Source organism: Pseudomonas sp. GW823-FHT02F05, assembly GCF_058797315.1.
Genome location: NZ_JBXAJM010000009.1, coordinates 194,900 through 213,794, shown reverse-complemented (window position 1 = coordinate 213,794; position 18,895 = coordinate 194,900). Strand labels below are relative to the sequence as shown.

The window sequence follows — 18,895 nt, the reverse complement described above, 5'->3', positions numbered from 1 at the left end:
GATGCGGACGCCTCGGTTTATCAGGCGCACCGAGTCGATACCATCGCAGGCAAGCCAGCTCCCACATGGGTTCGCGGTGCACAAGCCGCTACACCACATCCACACCCACATGAATCGCATCATGCCGCCAGAACTCCAGGTCACAGTCGATCAGGCGTTGATGCTGGTCGTAATTGACCCGGGCGATGCGCAAGCCCGGGCTGCCTACCGAGACGCGCAGCGCAGCGGCCGCTTCCACCGGCAGTGAGGTCGGCACAATCTCGAAGCGCACCCGCCCGTAGTGCAAGTCATATTTGCTGGCATACAGCTCAGTCATCGACTGATTCAAATCACACGCCAGGATTCCCGGAAAATACTGCGGGTTCAGATAGTGCTCCACATACAACACCAGGCGCCCGTCAATCCTGCGCCCCCGGCAAATCTGGATCACGCTCGACAACGCCGGCAACTGCAACCACGCGCACACCGCCGCCGACGCTGGTTGCAAGCGTGCGGAAATGACCTGCGTGGAAGCCTCACGCCCCTGGTCGCTGACCATCGCGTGAAAATGGCTGCGCTGCATCAGGTTATAGGCCAGCCGTGGCGGCGAGACGAACCAGCCCCGACGCTCTTCGCGGTAAATCTGCCCTTGGGCCTCAAGCTGTAACAAGGCTTCCCGCACGGTAATCCGAGTGGTACCAAACAACTCGCTGAGCTTGCGTTCGGCGGGCAGTTTGCTGGCAGGCGGCAACAGGCCATGGTCGATCTGCTCTTGCAGCGCCAGGCCGATGGAGGTTACCGCCTTGATTGCCTCATCACGCATCAACGTTACCTATCTGGACTAGACCAGCACCGTTCAGGTGCACAAAACGCGCTCTATCTGGGCTTCTGCTGCTGTGTGCCAGCCTAGGCACTCCACATGACCGACAGATGACAAAGGCTGTCGACTGCCTCTACCACCCCCTGCAATACATCGGCCAAGTCCAGGGCCTGCGGGCACTTGGGCATGGTCTACGCTAAGTCGGAGCTGAGCGACATCAGCGCTTCAAAAACGACATCGACATGAAACTGTCATCCATGGGGCCTAGATTGGCTCAGGTATTGCTGACCTAGACCAAACCACCGCTAACGTTCAGATAAAACGCCGCGTTGAAAACGCCCATAGGAGCTTCGGATGAAACAGCTTTTCCTGGCATCACTGTTAGGCTCGACCATTGCCATGTGCACCGCCGCCATGGCTGCTGATACCGATCTAAAAACCTTGGAAGCCGCCGCCAAAGCGGAAGGCGCCGTCAACAGCGTCGGCATGCCCGATGACTGGGCCAACTGGAAAGGCACCTGGGAAGACCTGGCCAAGACCTACGGCCTCAAGCACATCGACACCGACATGAGCTCGGCCCAGGAAATCGCCAAGTTCAAAGCCGAAAAAGACAACGCCAGCGCCGATATCGGTGACGTGGGCGCAGCCTTCGGCCCGATCGCGGTGAAACAGGAAGTCACCCAGCCATACAAACCGTCCACCTGGGCGCAGGTGCCGGATTGGGCGAAAGACAAGGACGGTCACTGGGCCCTGGCCTACACCGGCACCATCGCCTTTATCGTCAACAAGAAGCTGCTGCACGGCTCCGAAGTGCCCACCACCTGGGCTGACCTGCAAACCGGTAAATACAAGGTCTCGGTGGGTGACGTGAGCACCGCCGCCCAGGCTTCGAACGCAGTACTCGCCGCAGCCATCGCCAACAAAGGCGACGAGAAAAACATCGCGCCGGGCCTGCAATTCTTCACCAAGATCGCCCAGCAAGGTCGGCTCTCGCTGTCCAACCCGACCATCGCCACCATGGAAAAAGGCGAAGTCGAAGTGGGCCTCGTCTGGGACTTCAACGGCCTGAGCTACAAGGCCAAGATGGCCAACCCGGATGACTACGTGGTGCTGATCCCCTCGGATGGCTCGGTGAAATCCGGCTACACCACCATCATCAACAAATACGCCAAGCACCCGAACGCCGCCAAGCTCACCCGGGAATACATCTTCAGCGATGCCGGCCAGCTCAACCTGGCACGCGGCAATGCGCGTCCGATCCGGGCTGAAACCGACTTGAAACTGCCGGCGGACGTTGCCAAAAACCTGATCCCGGGCGAGCAGTACACCAAGGCCAACCCGCAGCCGATCAAGGATGCCGATGCCTGGGAAGCGACGTCCAAGAAGCTGCCACAGATGTGGAACGAGCAAGTCATCGTAGAAATGAAGTAATCGGTCTCTCTGATCCAAAGGCGGTCAGTGTGGGAGCTGGCTTGCTGTGGCGAGGGAGCTTGCTCCCGCTCGACAGCGTAGCTGGAGCCGGCTTTTTGGGGGTGCTCCGCACCCCAGCGCAAGCAAGCTTGCTCGCCACAACAAGCCAGCTCCCACATTTGATCCCATTTCAAGTTGATACTGAGCCATACCCTCTGTTGCGGAGCCCCAGCCCCCATGAAGCACAATGTCATCCTTGTGGTGCTCGACGGCCTCAACTTCGAGGTTGCGCGGCACGCCATGGGGCACTTGCAGGCCTATGTCGGCGCAAGACGCGCAGCCCTCTACACACTGGAATGTGAACTGCCTGCCCTGTCCCGCCCGTTGTACGAGTGCATCCTCACCGGCGTGCCGCCGATCCAAAGCGGTGTCGTGCACAACAACGTCTCGCGCCTGTCCACCCAGCGCAGCATTTTCCATTACGCCACCGACGCCGGCTTGAGCACCGCGGCGGCGGCTTACCACTGGGTCAGCGAGTTGTATAACCGCACGCCCTTTCTCGCCGCCCGCGATCGTCATACCAACGACAAGGCGCTGGCGATCCAGCACGGGCATTTCTACTGGAATGACCACTACCCCGATTCCCACCTGTTCGCCGACGCCGAAAGCCTGCGGCTCAAGCACGCGCCAAACTTTTTGCTGGTGCACCCGATGAACATCGACGACGCCGGCCACAAGCATGGCCTCGACACCGCGCAATACCGCAACAGCGCACGCTCGGCCGACATTATCCTGGCCGACTACCTGCAAGGCTGGCTCGACGCCGGCTACCAGATACTGGTCACCGCCGACCATGGCATGAACAACGACCGCTCCCACAACGGCCTGTTGCGCGAAGAACGGGAAGTGCCACTGTTTGTCATCGGTGACGCCTTCAGCCTGGACACCGACGCTGCGCCGAAACAGACCGACCTGTGCGGTACCGTCTGCGAGCTGCTCGGCGTGCCCCACGACAAACCTGTGTGCCGGGAGCTGCTCAAGTGAATGCATTGACCCGCGGCAAATGGCTGGCCCTGCTGTGCCTGCTGCCCTTCGCACTGTTCTTTATCGTGTTCGAGATCGCGCCACTGGTGTGGGTGCTGATCAGCAGCCTTCAAACCGAAGAGGCCGGCTGGGGCCTGGAAAACTTCACCCGCATCTTCACCTCGAAGTTCTACCGGCAGGCCATCCAGTTCAGCCTGGAGATCAGCTTTTACTCCAGCATCTTCGGCATCATCATCGCCACCTTGGGCAGCTACTCACTGCGCCGAGTGGATTCGCCGCTGCGCAACTTCGTCACCGCGTTCGCCAACATGACCAGCAATTTCGCCGGCGTGCCCCTGGCCTTCGCGTTCATCATCCTGCTGGGGTTCAACGGCAGCATCACCCTCATGCTCAAGCAGGCCGGGATCATTGAGGACTTCAACCTGTACTCGAAAACCGGCTTGATCATCCTTTATACCTATTTCCAGATCCCCCTCGGCGTACTGTTGCTCTACCCGGCCTTTGACGCATTGCGCGAAGACTGGCGCGAATCTGCCGCGCTGCTCGGTGCGAATGGCTGGCAGTTCTGGCGCCATATCGGCCTGCCGGTGCTCACCCCGGCCCTGCTCGGCACCTTTGTGATCCTGCTGGCCAATGCCCTGGGCGCCTACGCCACGGTCTATGCGCTTACTACCGGCAACTTCAACGTGCTGCCAATTCGCATTGCCGGCCTGGTCTCTGGCGATGTGTCGCTGGACCCGAACATGGCCAGCGCCCTGGCCGTGGTGCTGGTGGCGCTGATGACCGTGGTCACGGTGGTGCATCAACTGCTGCTCAAGAGGAGCTACCATGTCTCGCGCTGAAGCCGGTACGGCCTCCCTCTACCATCGGGTGGTGGTGTACCTGTTGTTCCTGATCCTGGTGCTGCCGCTGGTGGGCACTTTTGTCTACTCGATTTCCAGCAGTTGGTCGGCAACCATCCTGCCTGCCGGCTTCAGCGTGAAATGGTATGTACAGCTGTGGAGCGACCCGCGCTTTCTGATGGCCTTCGGGCAATCGTTGCTGGTGTGCGTGGGCGCACTTATCCTCTCGGTGGTGTTGATCTTGCCGCTGCTGTTCGTGGTGCATTACCACTTTCCCAAGCTCGACGCGCTGATGAACATCCTGATCCTGCTGCCCTTTGCGGTGCCGCCGGTGGTGTCCTCGGTGGGTCTGCTGCAACTGTACGGTTCCGGGCCGCTGGCGATGGTGGGCACGCCGTGGATTTTGATCGGCTGCTACTTCACCGTCGCGCTGCCGTTCATGTACCGAGCGATCACCAACAACCTGCAAGCCATCAACCTGCGCGACCTGATGGACGCTTCGCAACTGCTCGGCGCCAGCACCTGGCAGGCCGCGATCCTGGTGGTGCTGCCCAACCTGCGCAAGGGCCTGATGGTGGCGCTGCTGCTGTCGTTCTCGTTCCTGTTCGGCGAGTTCGTGTTCGCCAACATCCTCGTCGGCACCCGCTACGAAACCCTGCAGGTGTACCTCAACAACATGCGCAACAGCAGTGGCCATTTCACCAGCGCCGTGGTGATCTCTTATTTCTTCTTTGTACTGGTACTGACCTGGGCCGCCACTCTCTTGAACAAGGACAAAAGCCAATGAGCTTCGTCAGCGTCCAACACCTGCAAAAAGGCTACGCCGGCACCCCGGTGTTCAGCGATATCAATTGCGAGGTCGCCAAAGGCGAGTTCGTCACCCTGCTCGGCCCGTCCGGTTGCGGCAAATCCACCCTGCTGCGCTGCATCGCCGGGCTTACGCCGGTGGACAGTGGCCAAATCCTCCTGGATGGCCAGGACATCGTGCCCCTGAGCCCACAGAAGCGCCAGATCGGCATGGTGTTCCAGAGCTACGCGCTGTTCCCCAACATGACCGTGGAACAGAACGTTGCCTTCGGCCTGCGCATGCAAAAGGTCAACGCCGACGACAGTCACAAGCGCGTGCAAGAAGTGCTGCAACTGGTGGAACTCAAGGACCTGGCCGGCCGCTATCCGCACCAGATGTCCGGTGGCCAGTGCCAGCGCGTCGCCCTCGCCCGCTCCCTGGTAACCCGCCCGCGCCTGCTGTTGCTCGATGAACCGCTGTCGGCGCTGGATGCACGTATTCGCAAGCACTTGCGCGAGCAGATCCGCCAGATCCAGCGCGAGCTGGGGCTGACCACGATCTTCGTGACCCATGACCAGGAAGAAGCGCTGACCATGTCCGACCGCATCTTCTTGATGAACCAGGGCAAGATCGTGCAGAGCGGCGATGCCGAAACCCTCTATACCGCGCCGGTGGATGTGTTCGCTGCTGGGTTTATCGGCAACTACAACCTGCTCGATGCCGACAAGGCCAGCCAACTGCTGCAGCGACCGATCAGCGGGCGTATCGCGATTCGCCCCGAGGCCATCGAGTTGAGCCGCAGTGGCGAGCTCGATGCGTTGGTGCGTAGCCACAGCCTGCTGGGTAACGTAATTCGCTACCGCATCGAAGCCCGTGGTGTCGAGCTGGTGGTGGATGTGCTCAATCGTTCGGCCGACGACCTGCATCCGGACGGCCAACGCCTGGCACTTTCCATCGACCCCAGCGCACTGTGTGAAGTAGCCTGACAGGCAGCGACCTATTGAGAGAGAGCATCACCGATGGCATTGGTAATTTTTGATCTGGACGACACCTTGATCCACGGCGACTGCGCCACGCTGTGGAGCGAACAGATGGGCCGCCTCGGCTGGGTAGACCCTGAGTCATTCATGCGCAGGAACAACGAGCTGATGGATGCCTACAGCCAGGGCAAGCTGTTGATGGAAGATTTCATGGATTTCAGCCTGGAGCCGATGATCGGCCGAACCCCGGAAGAAATCGAGCACCTGGTGGAGCCGTGGGTCGAGGACGTGATCGAGCCGCTGATCTACAGCGACGCCACCAAGACCATCGCCCGCCACCGCGCGAACGGTGACCGGATCCTAGTGATTTCCGCTTCGGGCACTCACCTGGTCACGCCGATTGCTGCGCGTATCGGTATCGAGGAAGTGCTGGGGATTAACCTGAGCGTCAGCCATGGGGTATACGACGGCAAGACAGAGGGTGTACTGACTTACCGTGAAGGCAAGATCACGCGGTTGCTGGAATGGCTGGAGCAGGAAGGCGAAACCCTTGAAGGTGCCTATTTCTATTCGGACTCGCGCAATGATTTACCGCTGCTGCTCAAGGTGGATCACCCGCAGGTGGTGAACCCGGACCCGGTGTTGCGCGCCAATGCCGAACAGGCCGGCTGGCCGATCCACCACTGGACCTGAATCAATAGACATCAACCTGTGGGAGCTGGCTTGCCGGCGATAGCGGTGCAACAGTGAAGAATTCTTCATCTGGCGCACCGCTATCGCAGGCAAGCCAGCTCCCACACTGACTGCATTTCAATCTAGGATTCGGTCAGGCTATTGGCAATATGGACTACACCGGACGTAGGACGAGGTTGTTCTAGCCCCCCACATCACCGTCAACGCCTTGCAATGCTTTCACAGTGCCTCCATAGTGAGTCTGGACTGAGCCCGGTGCTGTAGCGCCGGGCTTTTTGCATTATGCGACCGGACCATATGGAACCGGCTCCCTCAAAGACGGCCTAATATGCGTTATCAATTGCCCCCGCGTCGAATCAGCATGAAGCATCTGTTCCCCAGCACCGCCCTCGCTTTTTTCATTGGTCTCGGCTTCGCGTCGATGTCGACCAATACGTTCGCAGCCAATAGCTGGGACAACCTTCAGCCTGATCGCGATGAGGTGATTGCCAGCCTTAACGTCGTCGAGTTGCTCAAGCGCCATCACTACAGCAAGCCGCCGCTGGACGACGCTCGCTCGGTGATCATCTACGACAGCTACCTCAAGCTGCTGGACCCCTCGCGCAGCTACTTCCTGGCCAGCGATATCGCTGAGTTCGACAAGTGGAAGACCCAATTCGACGACTTCCTCAAGAGCGGCGACCTGCAACCCGGCTTCACCATCTACAAGCGTTACCTGGACCGCGTCAAAGCGCGTCTGGACTTCGCGTTGGGTGAGCTGAACAAGGGCGTCGACAAACTCGATTTCACCCAGAAAGAAACCCTTCTGGTAGACCGCAAGGACGCCCCTTGGCTGACCAGCACCGCAGCCCTGGACGACCTGTGGCGCAAACGCGTCAAGGACGAAGTGCTGCGCTTGAAGATCGCCGGCAAAGAGCCCAAGGCCATTCAAGAACTGCTGACCAAGCGCTACAAAAACCAGCTGGCACGCCTGGACCAGACCCGTGCCGAGGATATCTTCCAGGCCTACATCAACACCTTTGCGATGTCCTACGACCCGCACACCAATTATCTGTCGCCAGATAACGCGGAAAATTTCGATATCAATATGAGTCTGTCCCTGGAAGGCATCGGTGCCGTCCTGCAAAGCGACAATGACCAGGTGAAGATCGTACGTCTGGTGCCGGCAGGCCCTGCTGACAAAACCAAGCAAGTGGCACCGGCCGACAAGATCATCGGCGTGGCCCAGGCCGACAAAGAGATGGTCGATGTGGTCGGCTGGCGCCTGGACGAAGTGGTCAAGCTGATCCGTGGGCCTAAAGGCAGCGTGGTGCGCCTGGAAGTGATTCCGCACACCAATGCACCGAACGACCAGACCAGCAAGATCGTGTCCATCACCCGTGAAGCGGTGAAGCTCGAAGACCAGGCCGTGCAGAAGAAAGTCCTCAACCTCAAGCAGGATGGCAAGGACTACAAGCTGGGCGTGATCGAAATCCCGGCCTTCTACCTGGACTTCAAGGCGTTCCGCGCCGGTGATCCGGACTACAAGTCCACCACCCGCGACGTGAAGAAAATCCTGACAGAACTGCAGAAAGAGAAAGTCGACGGCGTGGTCATCGACCTGCGCAACAACGGCGGCGGCTCCCTGCAGGAAGCCACCGAGCTGACCAGCCTGTTTATCGACAAGGGCCCGACCGTATTGGTACGCAACGCTGACGGCCGTGTCGACGTGCTCGAAGACGAGAACCCAGGGGCCTTCTACAAAGGGCCGATGGCGCTGCTGGTCAACCGTCTCTCGGCCTCGGCCTCGGAGATTTTCGCCGGCGCCATGCAGGACTACCACCGCGCACTGATCATCGGCGGCCAGACCTTCGGCAAAGGCACCGTGCAGACCATCCAACCGCTGAACCATGGCGAGCTTAAACTGACACTGGCCAAGTTCTACCGGGTATCCGGGCAGAGCACCCAGCATCAAGGCGTACTGCCGGATATCGATTTCCCTTCGATCATCGACACCAAGGAAATCGGCGAAAGCGCCCTGCCTGAAGCCATGCCGTGGGACACTATCCGCCCTGCGATCAAGCCGGCGTCGGATCCGTTCAAGCCCTTCCTGGCTCAGTTGAAGGCTGACCATGACACCCGCTCTGCCAAGGACGCCGAGTTCGTGTTTATTCGCGACAAGCTGGCCCTGGCCAAGAAGCTGATGGAAGAGAAGACCGTCAGCCTCAACGAAGCGGATCGCCGTGCACAGCACTCCAGCATCGAGAATCAGCAACTGGTGCTGGAAAACACCCGCCGCAAGGCCAAGGGTGAAGACCCGCTCAAAGAGCTGAAGAAAGAAGATGAAGACGCGCTGCCGACGGAGGCGGATAAAACCAAGCCGGAAGACGACGCTTACTTGGCCGAGACTGGCCGGATCCTGCTGGATTATCTGAAAATCACCAAGCAGGTGGCCAAGCAGTAAATGATGGCGATTTAATGTGATCGCTCCTCGGAGTGTCATCATATAGACATCATTCTGTCGTGAAATAAAAGGACCGCAGGTTTACGCCTGCGGTCCTTTTTTTTGATCGAGACCGCCATGACCATGACCGAACAGCTGAATGCATTGGGCTCAATCCTGGCTCAAGGCAGTTTGCACAGCCTGTTCCAACCGATCATCTGCCTGTCGGAGCGGCGCATCCTCGGTTATGAAGCTCTCAGTCGTGGCCCGTCCAACAGCCCGCTGCACTCCCCCGTCGCACTGTTCTCGGTGGCCAGCCACGCCGGGCGCCTGAGCGAATTGGACATGGCGTGTCGAGAGAGTGCATGCCGGCGCTTCAGCGAGCAGAAACTGCCCGGCAAGCTGTTCCTCAATATCTCTCCCGAATCCTTGATGGAGAACGCACATCAGCCAGGGCGCACGCTGCAACTGTTGCGCGACTTCGGCATTTCTCCCAGCCAAGTGGTGATCGAGCTAACCGAGCAGGCACCCACCGACGATTTCGCGCTGCTGCAAACTGCCTTGCACCACTACCGCGACATGGGTTTTGCCATCGCACTGGATGACTTGGGCGCCGGTTATTCCAGCTTGCGGTTGTGGTCCGAACTGCGCCCGGACTACGTGAAGATCGACCGGCACTTTATCGACGGCATTCACCAGGACGCCCTCAAGCGTGAGTTTGTCGGCTCGATCCTGCAGATCGCCAGGGCGTCCCGCGCCCAAGTGATTGCCGAGGGCATCGAGTTGCCGGAAGAACTGGCGGTGTTGACGGAGATGGGCGTCGACCTGGTCCAGGGCTACCTGCTCTGCCGCCCTCAGGAAAAGCCGCCGCAGGAAGCGCGCCTGATGCTGCCCAAGCCGGATAACGCCACGCTGGCCCTCAATGACGAAGGCAGTGACTTGAGCGCCCTGCTCAATGAGCAGCCCGCCGTGGATCAAGACACCGCCACCGCTCAAGTGCTGGAATCGTTCCGCCGCCAGGCCAACCTCAACTCGCTGGCGGTATTGGACGGCCGCGGTTGCCCGGTCGGCATTGTGCACCGGCACTCGTTGTCGGACGCGTTGCTCAAGCCGTTCGCGACCGATCTGTTTGCACGTAAACCCATCAGCCGCTTGATGAGCGATGACTTTTTGGCGGTGGAACTGAGCCAGTCCTTGCAGCAGGTCAGCCGCTTATTGACCAGCCGCGCGCGGCAACGCATCGAAGAGGATTTCATCATCACCCTGAACGGTGATTACCTGGGACTGGGTCGGGTCATCGACGTGCTCAAGTTGATCACGGAGCTGAAAATCCAGCAGGCCCGCTATGCCAACCCGTTGACCTTGTTGCCTGGCAATGTGCCGATCCAGCAGTGCCTCACCCGGCTGCTGCAGCAACAGCGCGAGTCGGTGATCTGCTATGTGGATATCGACAGTTTCAAACCGTTCAACGATATCTACGGCTACGGGCGCGGGGATGAAGTGCTGCTGTGCCTGGCGCAGTGCCTCAACGACCGGGTAGACCCCAGCCGCGACTTTGTCGGGCATATTGGTGGGGATGATTTTTTGCTGGTGCTGGGCCCGCAGGATTGGCGCAAGCGGCTCAACCAGTTGCTGGATGACTTCCATACCCAATGCCGACGCTTCTACCGCGCTGAACATCTGGAGGCTGGGTGCTTCGTGGCCCTCAATCGCCAGGGCGTGCGCCAGGAGTTTGCGTTGCTGTCGCTGTCCATCGGTGTAGTGCACTTGTATCCTCAGGCCTGCGCACAACTCGATGCCAGCCAGTTGGCAGAACTGGCGTCACAAGCCAAGCACCAAGCCAAGGATGTGGCGGGCTACAGCATCCACGTGATCGACAGCATGGACACCTGCCCCCAGGCGCTTTAGGCCTCGGCGGACTCCGGATACTCGTACTCGAACACCCGCACCACTTCGGATGCATGCCAGGACGCGGCGGCGACGCCATCGGACGGCCCGCTGAACCGCCCCAGACGCTCCACACATTCGAAAAAACCGGTGCGCGGCAGGCGGCTGGCGCCCTGGCTGATCACCAGGGAACTGCGCAGCGGCTGCTCGGCCTTGGCATCCAGTGCCGCCAGGTGCTCCAGGGCCGCCGCCAGGGTCTGCATGGCCGGCGTGGGGAATTGCAGGCGCTCAAGCAGTGCACGGTAGGTGAGCAAATGGCGCTGGCGCCGCGCCTGATCCAGTTCGTTGAGCAACCCATCCCAGTGTTGACGGCTAATACGTAGGCTCAAGACTCATCCCTCCAACCTGCTACGCCCAATTCCCAAGCCAGGCTGCGGCGAATGGCGGCATCCGGCTGGCGTTCACCACTTTCAATCAATCCAAGGTATGAGGGGCTGATCCCCACTGTGCGTGCCAGGGTCTCGATAGCCAGCCCTTTGGCTTCACGCATGCCGCGCAGGGCTGCGAGCGGGCGCAGGTCCTGATCAATGGCGGTAGAGACGGCAGGGGAAGAAGCGGGTGTAGGTTGCTGCTGACCGGCAGCTTTTAGCAGCGCCTGGTACTGGTCCCATGGCAACACCGCGTATTCGGGTGCGCCATCGCGTGAAATGATCTGAATATCCATGACTGCCCCGTAGGATAAAAACACTTACTAAGTAAGCTCTTTCCTTAGAAGTGTAATCCTAACAGCCACAAAGGTCGCAGGGGATACCGGGCAACATTAGTTTTTTTGTGGGTTTTCCCGGGCCAGCAGCTCAGGCGTCGCTGGCAGGCGCTCAACCACCGCGAGTTTTTCCGGGCGTTGCGCATCGCGCCACGCACGAAAGGCGCTCAGTTCGCCGCTCAGGGTCTTCATGACCCATGCCAGCACGGCGATGTCATCCAGCATGCCGAACATCGGGAGGAAATCCGGAATCGCATCAATCGGGCTGAGAAAATACATCAGCCCCGCCACCACCGAGATCAGCGCCTTAGGGCTGATCGCACGGTATTCGCCGCGCCAGTAAGCCAGGCACAGGGCCTGCAGTAACTTGAGATCATCCTTGAGCTGGCCGAGCCGATTGCCTTGGCTTGAACCTTTGGCAGCGACGGCAAACAGCAAGGTTGGCAAACGCCCCCGACCGAGCAAGCGTGCGGCCATAGGCAGGAAACGGGTGAAATTGAACGGTGGTTTCATAGGGCACTCCAGTTCCAGGCGACATAAAAGGTTATCCACACAAATTGTGGATAACCTTGTGAACAGAGCCTGTTTTATCGGCTGAAAGCCACGGACTACAAGGCCTACAGTCAGATCGGGCGTTTTTTGCGCACATAAAAAAAACCCAAGAATTCATTGACTTGGCATGTATGTGCGGCTACCCGTGCTCGAGTCTTATATCAGACTGTGTCCGATTGCGGACGTTCGTTTGGATTTTTCGAGGCTTCAACGCAGGGGCTCGCTGGCGTGCGATAGTCATAGGCATATGCACAACTCCGGTACGACGCTGACCCCTGTGGCGAGGGAGCTTGCTCCCGCGGCGGCCTGCCAGCCAATGCCTATCTCTCAGACACCCTGGGCTCTAAATGTGGGCGGTGGCTTGCCTGCGATTGCCATAAGTCTCTACACAACACTACAGGCTGTAGCAGCCAACGCTAACCACGATGCGAAGCGAGCCGCTCTTGATCTTGATCTGCTTTTGATCTTGATCTCAGGCGCCCCGTTAAACCACGCTGGCCGAACGCAGGCTTGAATTCGTGGGTAACCCGGCAGGACGCCGGGTTAGCCGTCCTGGGCCAAGGATGGCCCATGACGGCGGCCCACGGATTCAAGCCGGAGTGAGGGCACACCGAGCCTAGGCGAGGTGCCGAGTGGTGGGGCAAGAGCCCTTTTGGTTACTTTTGGGGCTCTTTTCCAAAAGTGACCCGCTGTCAGAGCGGAACCCTAAGTGGTCGTTACCGCAGGAATGGATATGTACCCGGCATAACTGTGTCGACTGTGAGGCTGTCCTCTCAGGCAAGCCAGCTCCCACATTTGGAGTGCGGGGCGTCAGGTAAGGTAAGTGGCGGCTGGCAGTCCGTCATCACAGCGATGCGGCGACCCGACAAGCCAGCTCCCACAGAAATTTTTTGCATCCTTTGATACAACCCCGAAAACAACAACGCCCCGTCGAGACGGGGCGTTGTGTGTTCAGGCGCCGATTACTTCTTGGCGGCTGGTGCAGCAGGTGCGTCTGCTGCTTCTGCCTTGGCTGGGTCCTTGATGGCCAGCAGCTCCAGGTCGAATACCAGCACGGAGTTGGCTGGAATCGCCGGGCTCGGGCTCTGGGCGCCGTAGGCCAGGTCGGACGGGATGTACAACTCGACCTTCTCACCAACATGCATCAGTTGCAAGCCTTCGACCCAACCCGGGATCACGCCGCTGACCGGCAGGTCGATCGGGCTACCGCGATCTACGGAGCTGTCAAAGGTAGTGCCGTTGGTGAGCTTGCCGGTGTAGTGAACAGTCACCACGTCGGTTGGCTTAGGCTGGGCGCCGTCGGCCTTCTTCACGATCTTGTACTGCAGGCCGGAAGCGGTGGTGACGACACCGTCTTTCTTCGCGTTGTCTTCGAGGAATTTCTTGCCAGCGGCTGCCGACTCTTCGCTCATTTTGGTCATGCGTTCTTCAGCACGCTTTTGCAGTGCGGCAAACGCTTCAACCAGCTCATCGTCTTTGAGCTTCTGCTCTTTCTTGCCGACGGCATCTTCGATGCCTTGGGCAACAGCTTTGGAGTCCAGGTCGTCCATGCCTTCTTGGGCAAGGCTCTTGCCCATGTTCAGGCCGATGCCGTAGGAAGCTTTCTGCGCCGGGGTTTTCAGCTCTACGCTGGTTTGCGAATCACAACCCGCAAGTACCAGGCTAACCAGGGCCACCGCCGCCGCCAACCGATGCTGTTTCATGCTATTTCCTTGTTCATGCGCCAAAAGGGCATTCGAATAAAGTCGCGAGCTTATCAGGCGGCCCCGACCAATGGCTACCGGCATGTGAGCAGGAAACTTCTGATAAGTTCACGTGTTTAAAAGCATTTCCATTTATCATGGGGGCCCGCGACGGATCGCGGAACCGCCTGATAGCAGGCTAATCGTCACTTGCCGCACCTGTGGCGCAGTGGCATAACAACGCGACAATTCGACAAGGATAGTTATCTTGCGCATTTTTTCCCGAGTTTTACTCCTGATACTGATCGCACTGGGCCTGATCCTGGCCGTGGTGCTCTATTACACCCTCAACCCCAAGCTGCCGGATTACGTGCCCGTGAAACAGGTGCACTATCAGGAGCAATGGAGTGCCGCCGACCGCCAGACCTACTACTTCACGCCCCAGGGCACTCAAGTAAAAGGCCTGCACTACGACTGGTTCACCGCCCTGGAGCTGCCGTTCTCCGAGCAACGCTTTGCCGCGCCGCAGTACCTGGCGCGCTTTGGCTTCCTGGTCGATCCCAAACAGGTGCCCACCGCGCAAAACCCTGGCAACCTGCCGGTAGGGTTCGCCCGGCACCAGAACGCCGACAGCAAGGCTCAGTACCTGGATATCACCTGTGCGGCCTGCCACACCGGCGAATTGCACTTCAAGGGTCAGGCCCTGCGTATCGACGGCGGCTCGGCGCAACACGTACTGCCCTCCAGCGTTCCCACGTTGCGTGGCGGCAGTTTCGGCCAGGCCCTGGTCGCCAGCCTGGCCGCTACCTATTACAACCCATGGAAGTTCGAGCGCTTTGCCCACAAGGTCCTGGGGGATCAGTACGACGCCCAGCGCGATCAACTGCGCAAGGACTTCAAGCAATCGCTGAACCAGTTCCTCAAGGTTGCCTGGAATGACACCCACCGCGGCCTTTACCCCACCGAAGAAGGCCCGGGCCGCACTGACGCCTTTGGGCGCATCGCCAACGCCAGTTTTGGCGACGCTATTTCCCCAGACAATTATCGCGTCGCCAATGCGCCGGTGGACTACCCGCAGCTGTGGGATATCTGGACCTTCGACTGGGTGCAGTGGAATGGCTCGGCCCAGCAGCCCATGGCGCGCAACATCGGCGAAGCCCTTGGCGTAGGCGCGACCCTGACGTTCTTCGACGCTGCCGGGCAACCGCTCAAAGGCGATGCCCGCTACCCGTCCAGCGTACGGGTGCGGGACCTGCACCTGATCGAAGAAACCCTGCAACGGCTCAAACCGCCGACCTGGCCGCAAGACTTGTTCGGTGCCATCGACAAGCCCCTCGCCGCCCAGGGTCGCGCACTCTTTGCCGAGAACTGCGCCGGCTGCCACCTACCCACTGTCACCCAAGAAAACGGCCGTCCGGTGCAGCAGTTGAAAATGCTGCCGGTGAACTACATCGGCACCGACCCCGGCACGGCCAACAACATTGCCGACCAACGCTATGACCTCAGCGCGTTGCAATGGGACCCAGCCGAACTGGCCCGGCTCAATGTCGAACTGCACCCCACCCCCACCGCGCCGCTGGACCTGAAAAAAATGTCGGTGGCCCAGGGTTTGGCCTATGTCACCGCCTTCGTCGAAGAGCATGCCTACCGTGCGGCCGGCGTTACCGCGGCCGAGCGCCCAGGCCTGGACGGGTTCGGCCTGCCCATCGGCGTGCGCGAATTGCGTGCCTACAAGGCGCGGCCACTGGCCGGCGTATGGGCCACCCCACCGTTCCTGCACAACGGTTCGGTGCCGACGATCTACCAACTGCTCTCGCCCCAGGACGAACGCAGCACTACCTTCTATAAAGGCACCTTCAACTACGACCCGCGTCACCTGGGGTTTGAGACCATCGCCTTCAAGAATGCCTTCCTGTTCGATACCAGAATCACCGGCAACCACAACAGCGGCCACGAATTCCGTGCCGGCGAACGTGGCAATGGCGTGATCGGCCGTGGCCTGCTGCCGCAGGAACGCTGGGCGCTGCTCGAATACCTCAAGGTGCTAGGCGGCCCGCTGGAGCAACAACTGCCATGATTATCCGCTCGCAAAACAAGGACCGCTCCATGCTTGCTCGTCTCTGGCTGCGCCTTGGCGCCTTTGTTGGCAAAACCCTGCTGTGGCTGCTGGGCCTGGGCCTGCTGGGATGGGTGTTGGCCACGGCCTGGTTCGCCTGGCAGCACAGGGGCCCAGTGTCGGTGAAGGAACAGATCCCGCCGGGTGAAGCGGCGATGACCCAAGGCATCATCCAGACCGCCGTGCGCATCGTTGATCAGCATCGCGAAGGCACTCGCTACCTGCGTGATGCCCATGCCAAGGCCCATGGGTGCGTGAAAGCCGAGGTCAGCGTTCTGGCAGATCTCGACCCGGCCTTGCGCCAGGGCGTGTTCGCCGAGCCGGGCAAGACCTGGCAGGCGACGATGCGCCTGTCCAACGGCAACGCTTATCCGCAATTCGACAGCATCCGCGATGCACGCGGCATGGCCATCAAGCTGTTGGATGTGCCGGGTAAGCAACTGATGGCAGATCAGCAAGCGCGCACCGAGCAGGATTTCGTGATGTTCAGCCACCCGAACTTCTTTGTCAGCGATGTCGCGGAATACGCGCAAAACATCGGCGCGCAAGCGGATGGCAAGAAGGTCCTGGCTTTCTTTCCCAAGCTCGACCCGCGCAGTTGGCAAGTGCGTCACCTGTTTATCGCCCTGGCAACCCTGGCGCCCGCACCGGCCAGCCCGACGCAGACGACTTACTTTTCAGTGTCGCCCTACAAGTTTGGCGCGGCCAACGCCAAGTTCCGCGTCGCGCCAGATCCGCAAAGCTGCCCGGATTATGTGTTGCCCAAACAGAACCAGGCCCTGCCCAACTTCCTGCGCAGCGCGCTCAACCAGCAACTCTCCACCGATCGTGTAGATGCGTGTTTTGTGCTGCAAATCCAGCGGCAAAACCCGCAGGCGTTCATGCCGATCGAAGACACCAGCATCGAATGGAAGGAAAGCGACGCGCCGTATGAAACCGTGGCCAAGGTCAGGATTCCCGCCCAGGACTTCGACACGCCGGCGCAGAACCTGGCGTGCGATAACCAGTCGTTCAACCCCTGGTTCGGGCTGGAAGCGCACCGCCCCATCGGCGGCATCAACCGGCTGCGCAAAGCGGTGTACGAGGCCGTCAGCGATTACCGCCACAGCCGCAACGCACCGTAAGGCGCGTTAAATCGCAGGCGAAAAAAAACCCGCTCAATGAGCGGGTTTCTTTTGGCTACCTGGCGTTCAGTATTCCAGGTGACCGAATATGGCGCAGCGGACGGGACTCGAACCCGCGACCCCCGGCGTGACAGGCCGGTATTCTAACCGACTGAACTACCGCTGCGCGTAACACTTGAAGCGAATGGTGGGTGATGACGGGATCGAACCGCCGACCCTCTGCTTGTAAGGCAGATGCTCTCCCAGCTGAGCTAATCACCCTTCGTTTCGGTGTGGGCGCATCATACACCAAAAAATCGTAATGTCTTGATTTAAATGCAATTTATTTAAAAAAAGTTTAGCGCACGATTTTTTGCCATATTTCGGACAGAAAAAAACCCGCTCAATGAGCGGGCTTTCTTTGGTTACCTGGCGTTCAGCATTCCAGGTGACCGAATATGGCGCAGCGGACGGGACTCGAACCCGCGACCCCCGGCGTGACAGGCCGGTATTCTAACCGACTGAACTACCGCTGCGCGTAACACATGAAGCGAATGGTGGGTGATGACGGGATCGAACCGCCGACCCTCTGCTTGTAAGGCAGATGCTCTCCCAGCTGAGCTAATCACCCTTCGTTTCGGTGTGGCGCGCATTCTACGGAGCGACCCTAAGTCTGGCAAGCACTTTCTTAAATCTTTTTTTTCAGCCCTTCCAATGGCTTAGGCAGGGTTGGCCTGCGGCGTGATCAAGAGAATAATGCCCCCCTTTGTATAGAGGAGAGACTCACCCCATGTGGTTCAAGAACCTGCTTATCTATCGCCTGACCCAAGATCTGCCTGTTGATGCCGAGGCGTTGGAAGCGGCCATGGCCACCAAGCTGGCGCGCCCTTGTGCAAGCCAGGAGTTGACCACTTACGGTTTTGTCGCGCCTTTTGGTAAAGGTGAAGACGCCCCCCTGGTTCACGTCAGCGGCGATTTCCTGCTGATCGCCGCTCGCAAGGAAGAACGCATCCTGCCGGGTAGCGTGGTGCGTGATGCACTTAAAGAGAAAGTCGAAGAGATCGAAGCCGAGCAAATGCGCAAGGTCTACAAGAAGGAGCGCGACCAGATCAAGGATGAAATCATCCAGGCCTTCCTGCCGCGTGCCTTTATCCGTCGCTCGTCGACCTTCGCTGCAATCGCGCCGAAACAGGGCCTGATCCTGGTCAACTCGGCCAGCCCCAAGCGTGCCGAAGACCTGCTGTCGACCCTGCGTGAAGTGATCGGCACCCTGCCCGTCCGCCCTCTGACGGTAAAAACCGCACCAACTGCAATCATGACTGACTGGGTCACCACCCAGAAACCGGCTGATGACTTCTTCGTCCTCGACGAATGCGAACTGCGCGACACCCACGAAGACGGCGGCATCGTGCGCTGCAAACGCCAGGACCTGACCGGCGAAGAGATCCAGCTGCACCTGACCACCGGCAAGGTCGTAACCCAACTGTCCCTGGCGTGGCAGGACAAGCTGTCCTTCATGCTCGATGACAAGATGACCGTCAAGCGCCTGAAGTTCGAAGACCTGCTGCAAGACCAGGCGGAACAGGACGGCGGCGACGAAGCCCTGGGCCAACTGGATGCCAGCTTTACCTTGATGATGCTGACCTTCGGCGATTTCCTGCCGGCGCTGGTCGAGGCACTGGGCGGCGAAGAGACACCACAGGGCATCTAAGCAACACCGATCCAATGCGGGCACGGTCAGTGTGGGAGCTGGCTTGCCTGCGATAACGGAGTGTCAGCCAGAGGAGTGCCGACTGACACTCCGCTATCGCAGGC

Annotated in this window: 16 protein-coding genes and 4 tRNA genes; 11 read left to right on the top strand and 9 right to left on the bottom strand. The window is 59.7% G+C overall.

Features of this window, described 5'->3' with window-relative positions; genetic code table 11:
* Positions 1–88: 88 nt before the first annotated feature.
* Complete coding sequence (locus AC1RAC_RS13390) at positions 89–802, bottom strand: UTRA domain-containing protein (RefSeq protein ID WP_003190151.1); 714 nt, start codon at positions 800–802, stop codon at positions 89–91.
* Positions 803–1,153: 351 nt separating this feature from the next.
* Between AC1RAC_RS13390 and AC1RAC_RS13385 the strand changes: the two genes are divergently transcribed.
* From AC1RAC_RS13385 to AC1RAC_RS13350, 8 genes are all read left to right on the top strand, one after another.
* Positions 1,154–2,230, top strand: coding sequence for an ABC transporter substrate-binding protein (locus AC1RAC_RS13385; protein ID WP_003190150.1), 1,077 nt, complete (start codon positions 1,154–1,156; stop codon positions 2,228–2,230).
* A gap of 216 nt (positions 2,231–2,446) precedes the next feature.
* On the top strand, positions 2,447–3,253 hold the full coding sequence (locus tag AC1RAC_RS13380) for an alkaline phosphatase family protein (RefSeq protein ID WP_127881420.1): 807 nt from the start codon (positions 2,447–2,449) through the stop codon (positions 3,251–3,253).
* Positions 3,250–4,095: an ABC transporter permease gene (locus tag AC1RAC_RS13375; RefSeq protein WP_044267910.1), complete on the top strand. Its 846-nt coding sequence runs from the start codon at positions 3,250–3,252 to the stop codon at positions 4,093–4,095. Before AC1RAC_RS13380 ends, AC1RAC_RS13375 begins: the two co-directional genes overlap by 4 nt.
* Positions 4,082–4,882: an ABC transporter permease gene (locus AC1RAC_RS13370; protein ID WP_032892564.1), complete on the top strand. Its 801-nt coding sequence runs from the start codon at positions 4,082–4,084 to the stop codon at positions 4,880–4,882. Before AC1RAC_RS13375 ends, AC1RAC_RS13370 begins: the two co-directional genes overlap by 14 nt.
* Complete coding sequence (locus AC1RAC_RS13365; protein WP_034127242.1) at positions 4,879–5,868, top strand: ABC transporter ATP-binding protein; 990 nt, start codon at positions 4,879–4,881, stop codon at positions 5,866–5,868. The genes AC1RAC_RS13370 and AC1RAC_RS13365 overlap by 4 nt, the downstream gene beginning before the upstream one ends.
* Before the next feature lie 33 nt (positions 5,869–5,901).
* Positions 5,902–6,555, top strand: a complete 654-nt coding sequence (locus AC1RAC_RS13360; RefSeq protein ID WP_054897873.1) for an HAD family hydrolase — start codon at positions 5,902–5,904, stop codon at positions 6,553–6,555.
* A gap of 361 nt (positions 6,556–6,916) precedes the next feature.
* Entirely contained in the window at positions 6,917–8,998 is a 2,082-nt protein-coding gene (locus AC1RAC_RS13355) for a carboxy terminal-processing peptidase (RefSeq protein ID WP_223816873.1), read from the top strand.
* A 117-nt stretch (positions 8,999–9,115) separates the two neighbouring features.
* Positions 9,116–10,885, top strand: coding sequence for a bifunctional diguanylate cyclase/phosphodiesterase (locus AC1RAC_RS13350; RefSeq protein ID WP_492616641.1), 1,770 nt, complete (start codon positions 9,116–9,118; stop codon positions 10,883–10,885).
* On the opposite strand, the gene AC1RAC_RS13345 is transcribed toward AC1RAC_RS13350, so the two are convergent.
* The 4 genes from AC1RAC_RS13345 to bamJ all read right to left on the bottom strand — a co-directional run bounded on the left by AC1RAC_RS13345 (position 10,882) and on the right by bamJ (position 13,882).
* Entirely contained in the window at positions 10,882–11,253 is a 372-nt protein-coding gene (locus tag AC1RAC_RS13345; RefSeq protein ID WP_005786715.1) for a hypothetical protein, read from the bottom strand. The genes AC1RAC_RS13350 and AC1RAC_RS13345 overlap by 4 nt on opposite strands.
* Complete coding sequence (locus AC1RAC_RS13340) at positions 11,250–11,588, bottom strand: helix-turn-helix domain-containing protein (protein ID WP_492616640.1); 339 nt, start codon at positions 11,586–11,588, stop codon at positions 11,250–11,252. The genes AC1RAC_RS13345 and AC1RAC_RS13340 overlap by 4 nt, the downstream gene beginning before the upstream one ends.
* A gap of 96 nt (positions 11,589–11,684) precedes the next feature.
* On the bottom strand, positions 11,685–12,140 hold the full coding sequence (locus tag AC1RAC_RS13335; protein ID WP_056788425.1) for a YkvA family protein: 456 nt from the start codon (positions 12,138–12,140) through the stop codon (positions 11,685–11,687).
* Between the two features lie 1,001 nt (positions 12,141–13,141).
* Positions 13,142–13,882 carry a BamJ family beta-barrel-assembly machinery protein gene (bamJ, locus tag AC1RAC_RS13330; protein ID WP_003190133.1) on the bottom strand — a complete coding sequence of 247 codons (741 nt, stop codon included), beginning with the start codon at positions 13,880–13,882 and terminating at the stop codon, positions 13,142–13,144.
* A 247-nt stretch (positions 13,883–14,129) separates the two neighbouring features.
* Here bamJ and AC1RAC_RS13325 point away from each other — a divergent pair, with 247 nt between their 5' ends.
* Positions 14,130–15,938, top strand: coding sequence for a di-heme-cytochrome C peroxidase (locus AC1RAC_RS13325; protein WP_089042777.1), 1,809 nt, complete (start codon positions 14,130–14,132; stop codon positions 15,936–15,938).
* Positions 15,939–15,967: 29 nt separating this feature from the next.
* Positions 15,968–17,101, top strand: a complete 1,134-nt coding sequence (locus AC1RAC_RS13320) for a catalase family protein (protein WP_054921709.1) — start codon at positions 15,968–15,970, stop codon at positions 17,099–17,101.
* Between the two features lie 89 nt (positions 17,102–17,190).
* On the opposite strand, the gene AC1RAC_RS13315 is transcribed toward AC1RAC_RS13320, so the two are convergent.
* The 4 genes from AC1RAC_RS13315 to AC1RAC_RS13300 form a co-directional block, all read right to left on the bottom strand.
* Positions 17,191–17,267, bottom strand: a tRNA-Asp gene (locus AC1RAC_RS13315).
* A 19-nt stretch (positions 17,268–17,286) separates the two neighbouring features.
* Positions 17,287–17,362 (bottom strand) — tRNA-Val (locus AC1RAC_RS13310).
* Between the two features lie 177 nt (positions 17,363–17,539).
* Positions 17,540–17,616 (bottom strand) — tRNA-Asp (locus tag AC1RAC_RS13305).
* Positions 17,617–17,635: 19 nt separating this feature from the next.
* Positions 17,636–17,711 (bottom strand) — tRNA-Val (locus tag AC1RAC_RS13300).
* Positions 17,712–17,870: 159 nt separating this feature from the next.
* On the opposite strand from AC1RAC_RS13300, the gene rdgC reads away from it, so the two are divergent.
* Entirely contained in the window at positions 17,871–18,791 is a 921-nt protein-coding gene (gene rdgC, locus AC1RAC_RS13295) for a recombination-associated protein RdgC (RefSeq protein WP_005786703.1), read from the top strand.
* Positions 18,792–18,895 lie beyond the last annotated feature (104 nt).

Coding starts and splice junctions, on each gene's coding strand:
- AC1RAC_RS13390 (WP_003190151.1), bottom strand. CDS start 802: ATGCGTGATGAGGCAATCAAGGCGGTAACCTCCATCGGCCTGGCGCTG.
- AC1RAC_RS13385 (WP_003190150.1), top strand. CDS start 1,154: ATGAAACAGCTTTTCCTGGCATCACTGTTAGGCTCGACCATTGCCATG.
- AC1RAC_RS13380 (WP_127881420.1), top strand. CDS start 2,447: ATGAAGCACAATGTCATCCTTGTGGTGCTCGACGGCCTCAACTTCGAG.
- AC1RAC_RS13370 (WP_032892564.1), top strand. CDS start 4,082: ATGTCTCGCGCTGAAGCCGGTACGGCCTCCCTCTACCATCGGGTGGTG.
- AC1RAC_RS13365 (WP_034127242.1), top strand. CDS start 4,879: ATGAGCTTCGTCAGCGTCCAACACCTGCAAAAAGGCTACGCCGGCACC.
- AC1RAC_RS13360 (WP_054897873.1), top strand. CDS start 5,902: ATGGCATTGGTAATTTTTGATCTGGACGACACCTTGATCCACGGCGAC.
- AC1RAC_RS13355 (WP_223816873.1), top strand. CDS start 6,917: ATGAAGCATCTGTTCCCCAGCACCGCCCTCGCTTTTTTCATTGGTCTC.
- AC1RAC_RS13350 (WP_492616641.1), top strand. CDS start 9,116: ATGACCATGACCGAACAGCTGAATGCATTGGGCTCAATCCTGGCTCAA.
- AC1RAC_RS13340 (WP_492616640.1), bottom strand. CDS start 11,588: ATGGATATTCAGATCATTTCACGCGATGGCGCACCCGAATACGCGGTG.
- AC1RAC_RS13335 (WP_056788425.1), bottom strand. CDS start 12,140: ATGAAACCACCGTTCAATTTCACCCGTTTCCTGCCTATGGCCGCACGC.
- bamJ (WP_003190133.1), bottom strand. CDS start 13,882: ATGAAACAGCATCGGTTGGCGGCGGCGGTGGCCCTGGTTAGCCTGGTA.
- AC1RAC_RS13320 (WP_054921709.1), top strand. CDS start 15,968: ATGCTTGCTCGTCTCTGGCTGCGCCTTGGCGCCTTTGTTGGCAAAACC.
- rdgC (WP_005786703.1), top strand. CDS start 17,871: ATGTGGTTCAAGAACCTGCTTATCTATCGCCTGACCCAAGATCTGCCT.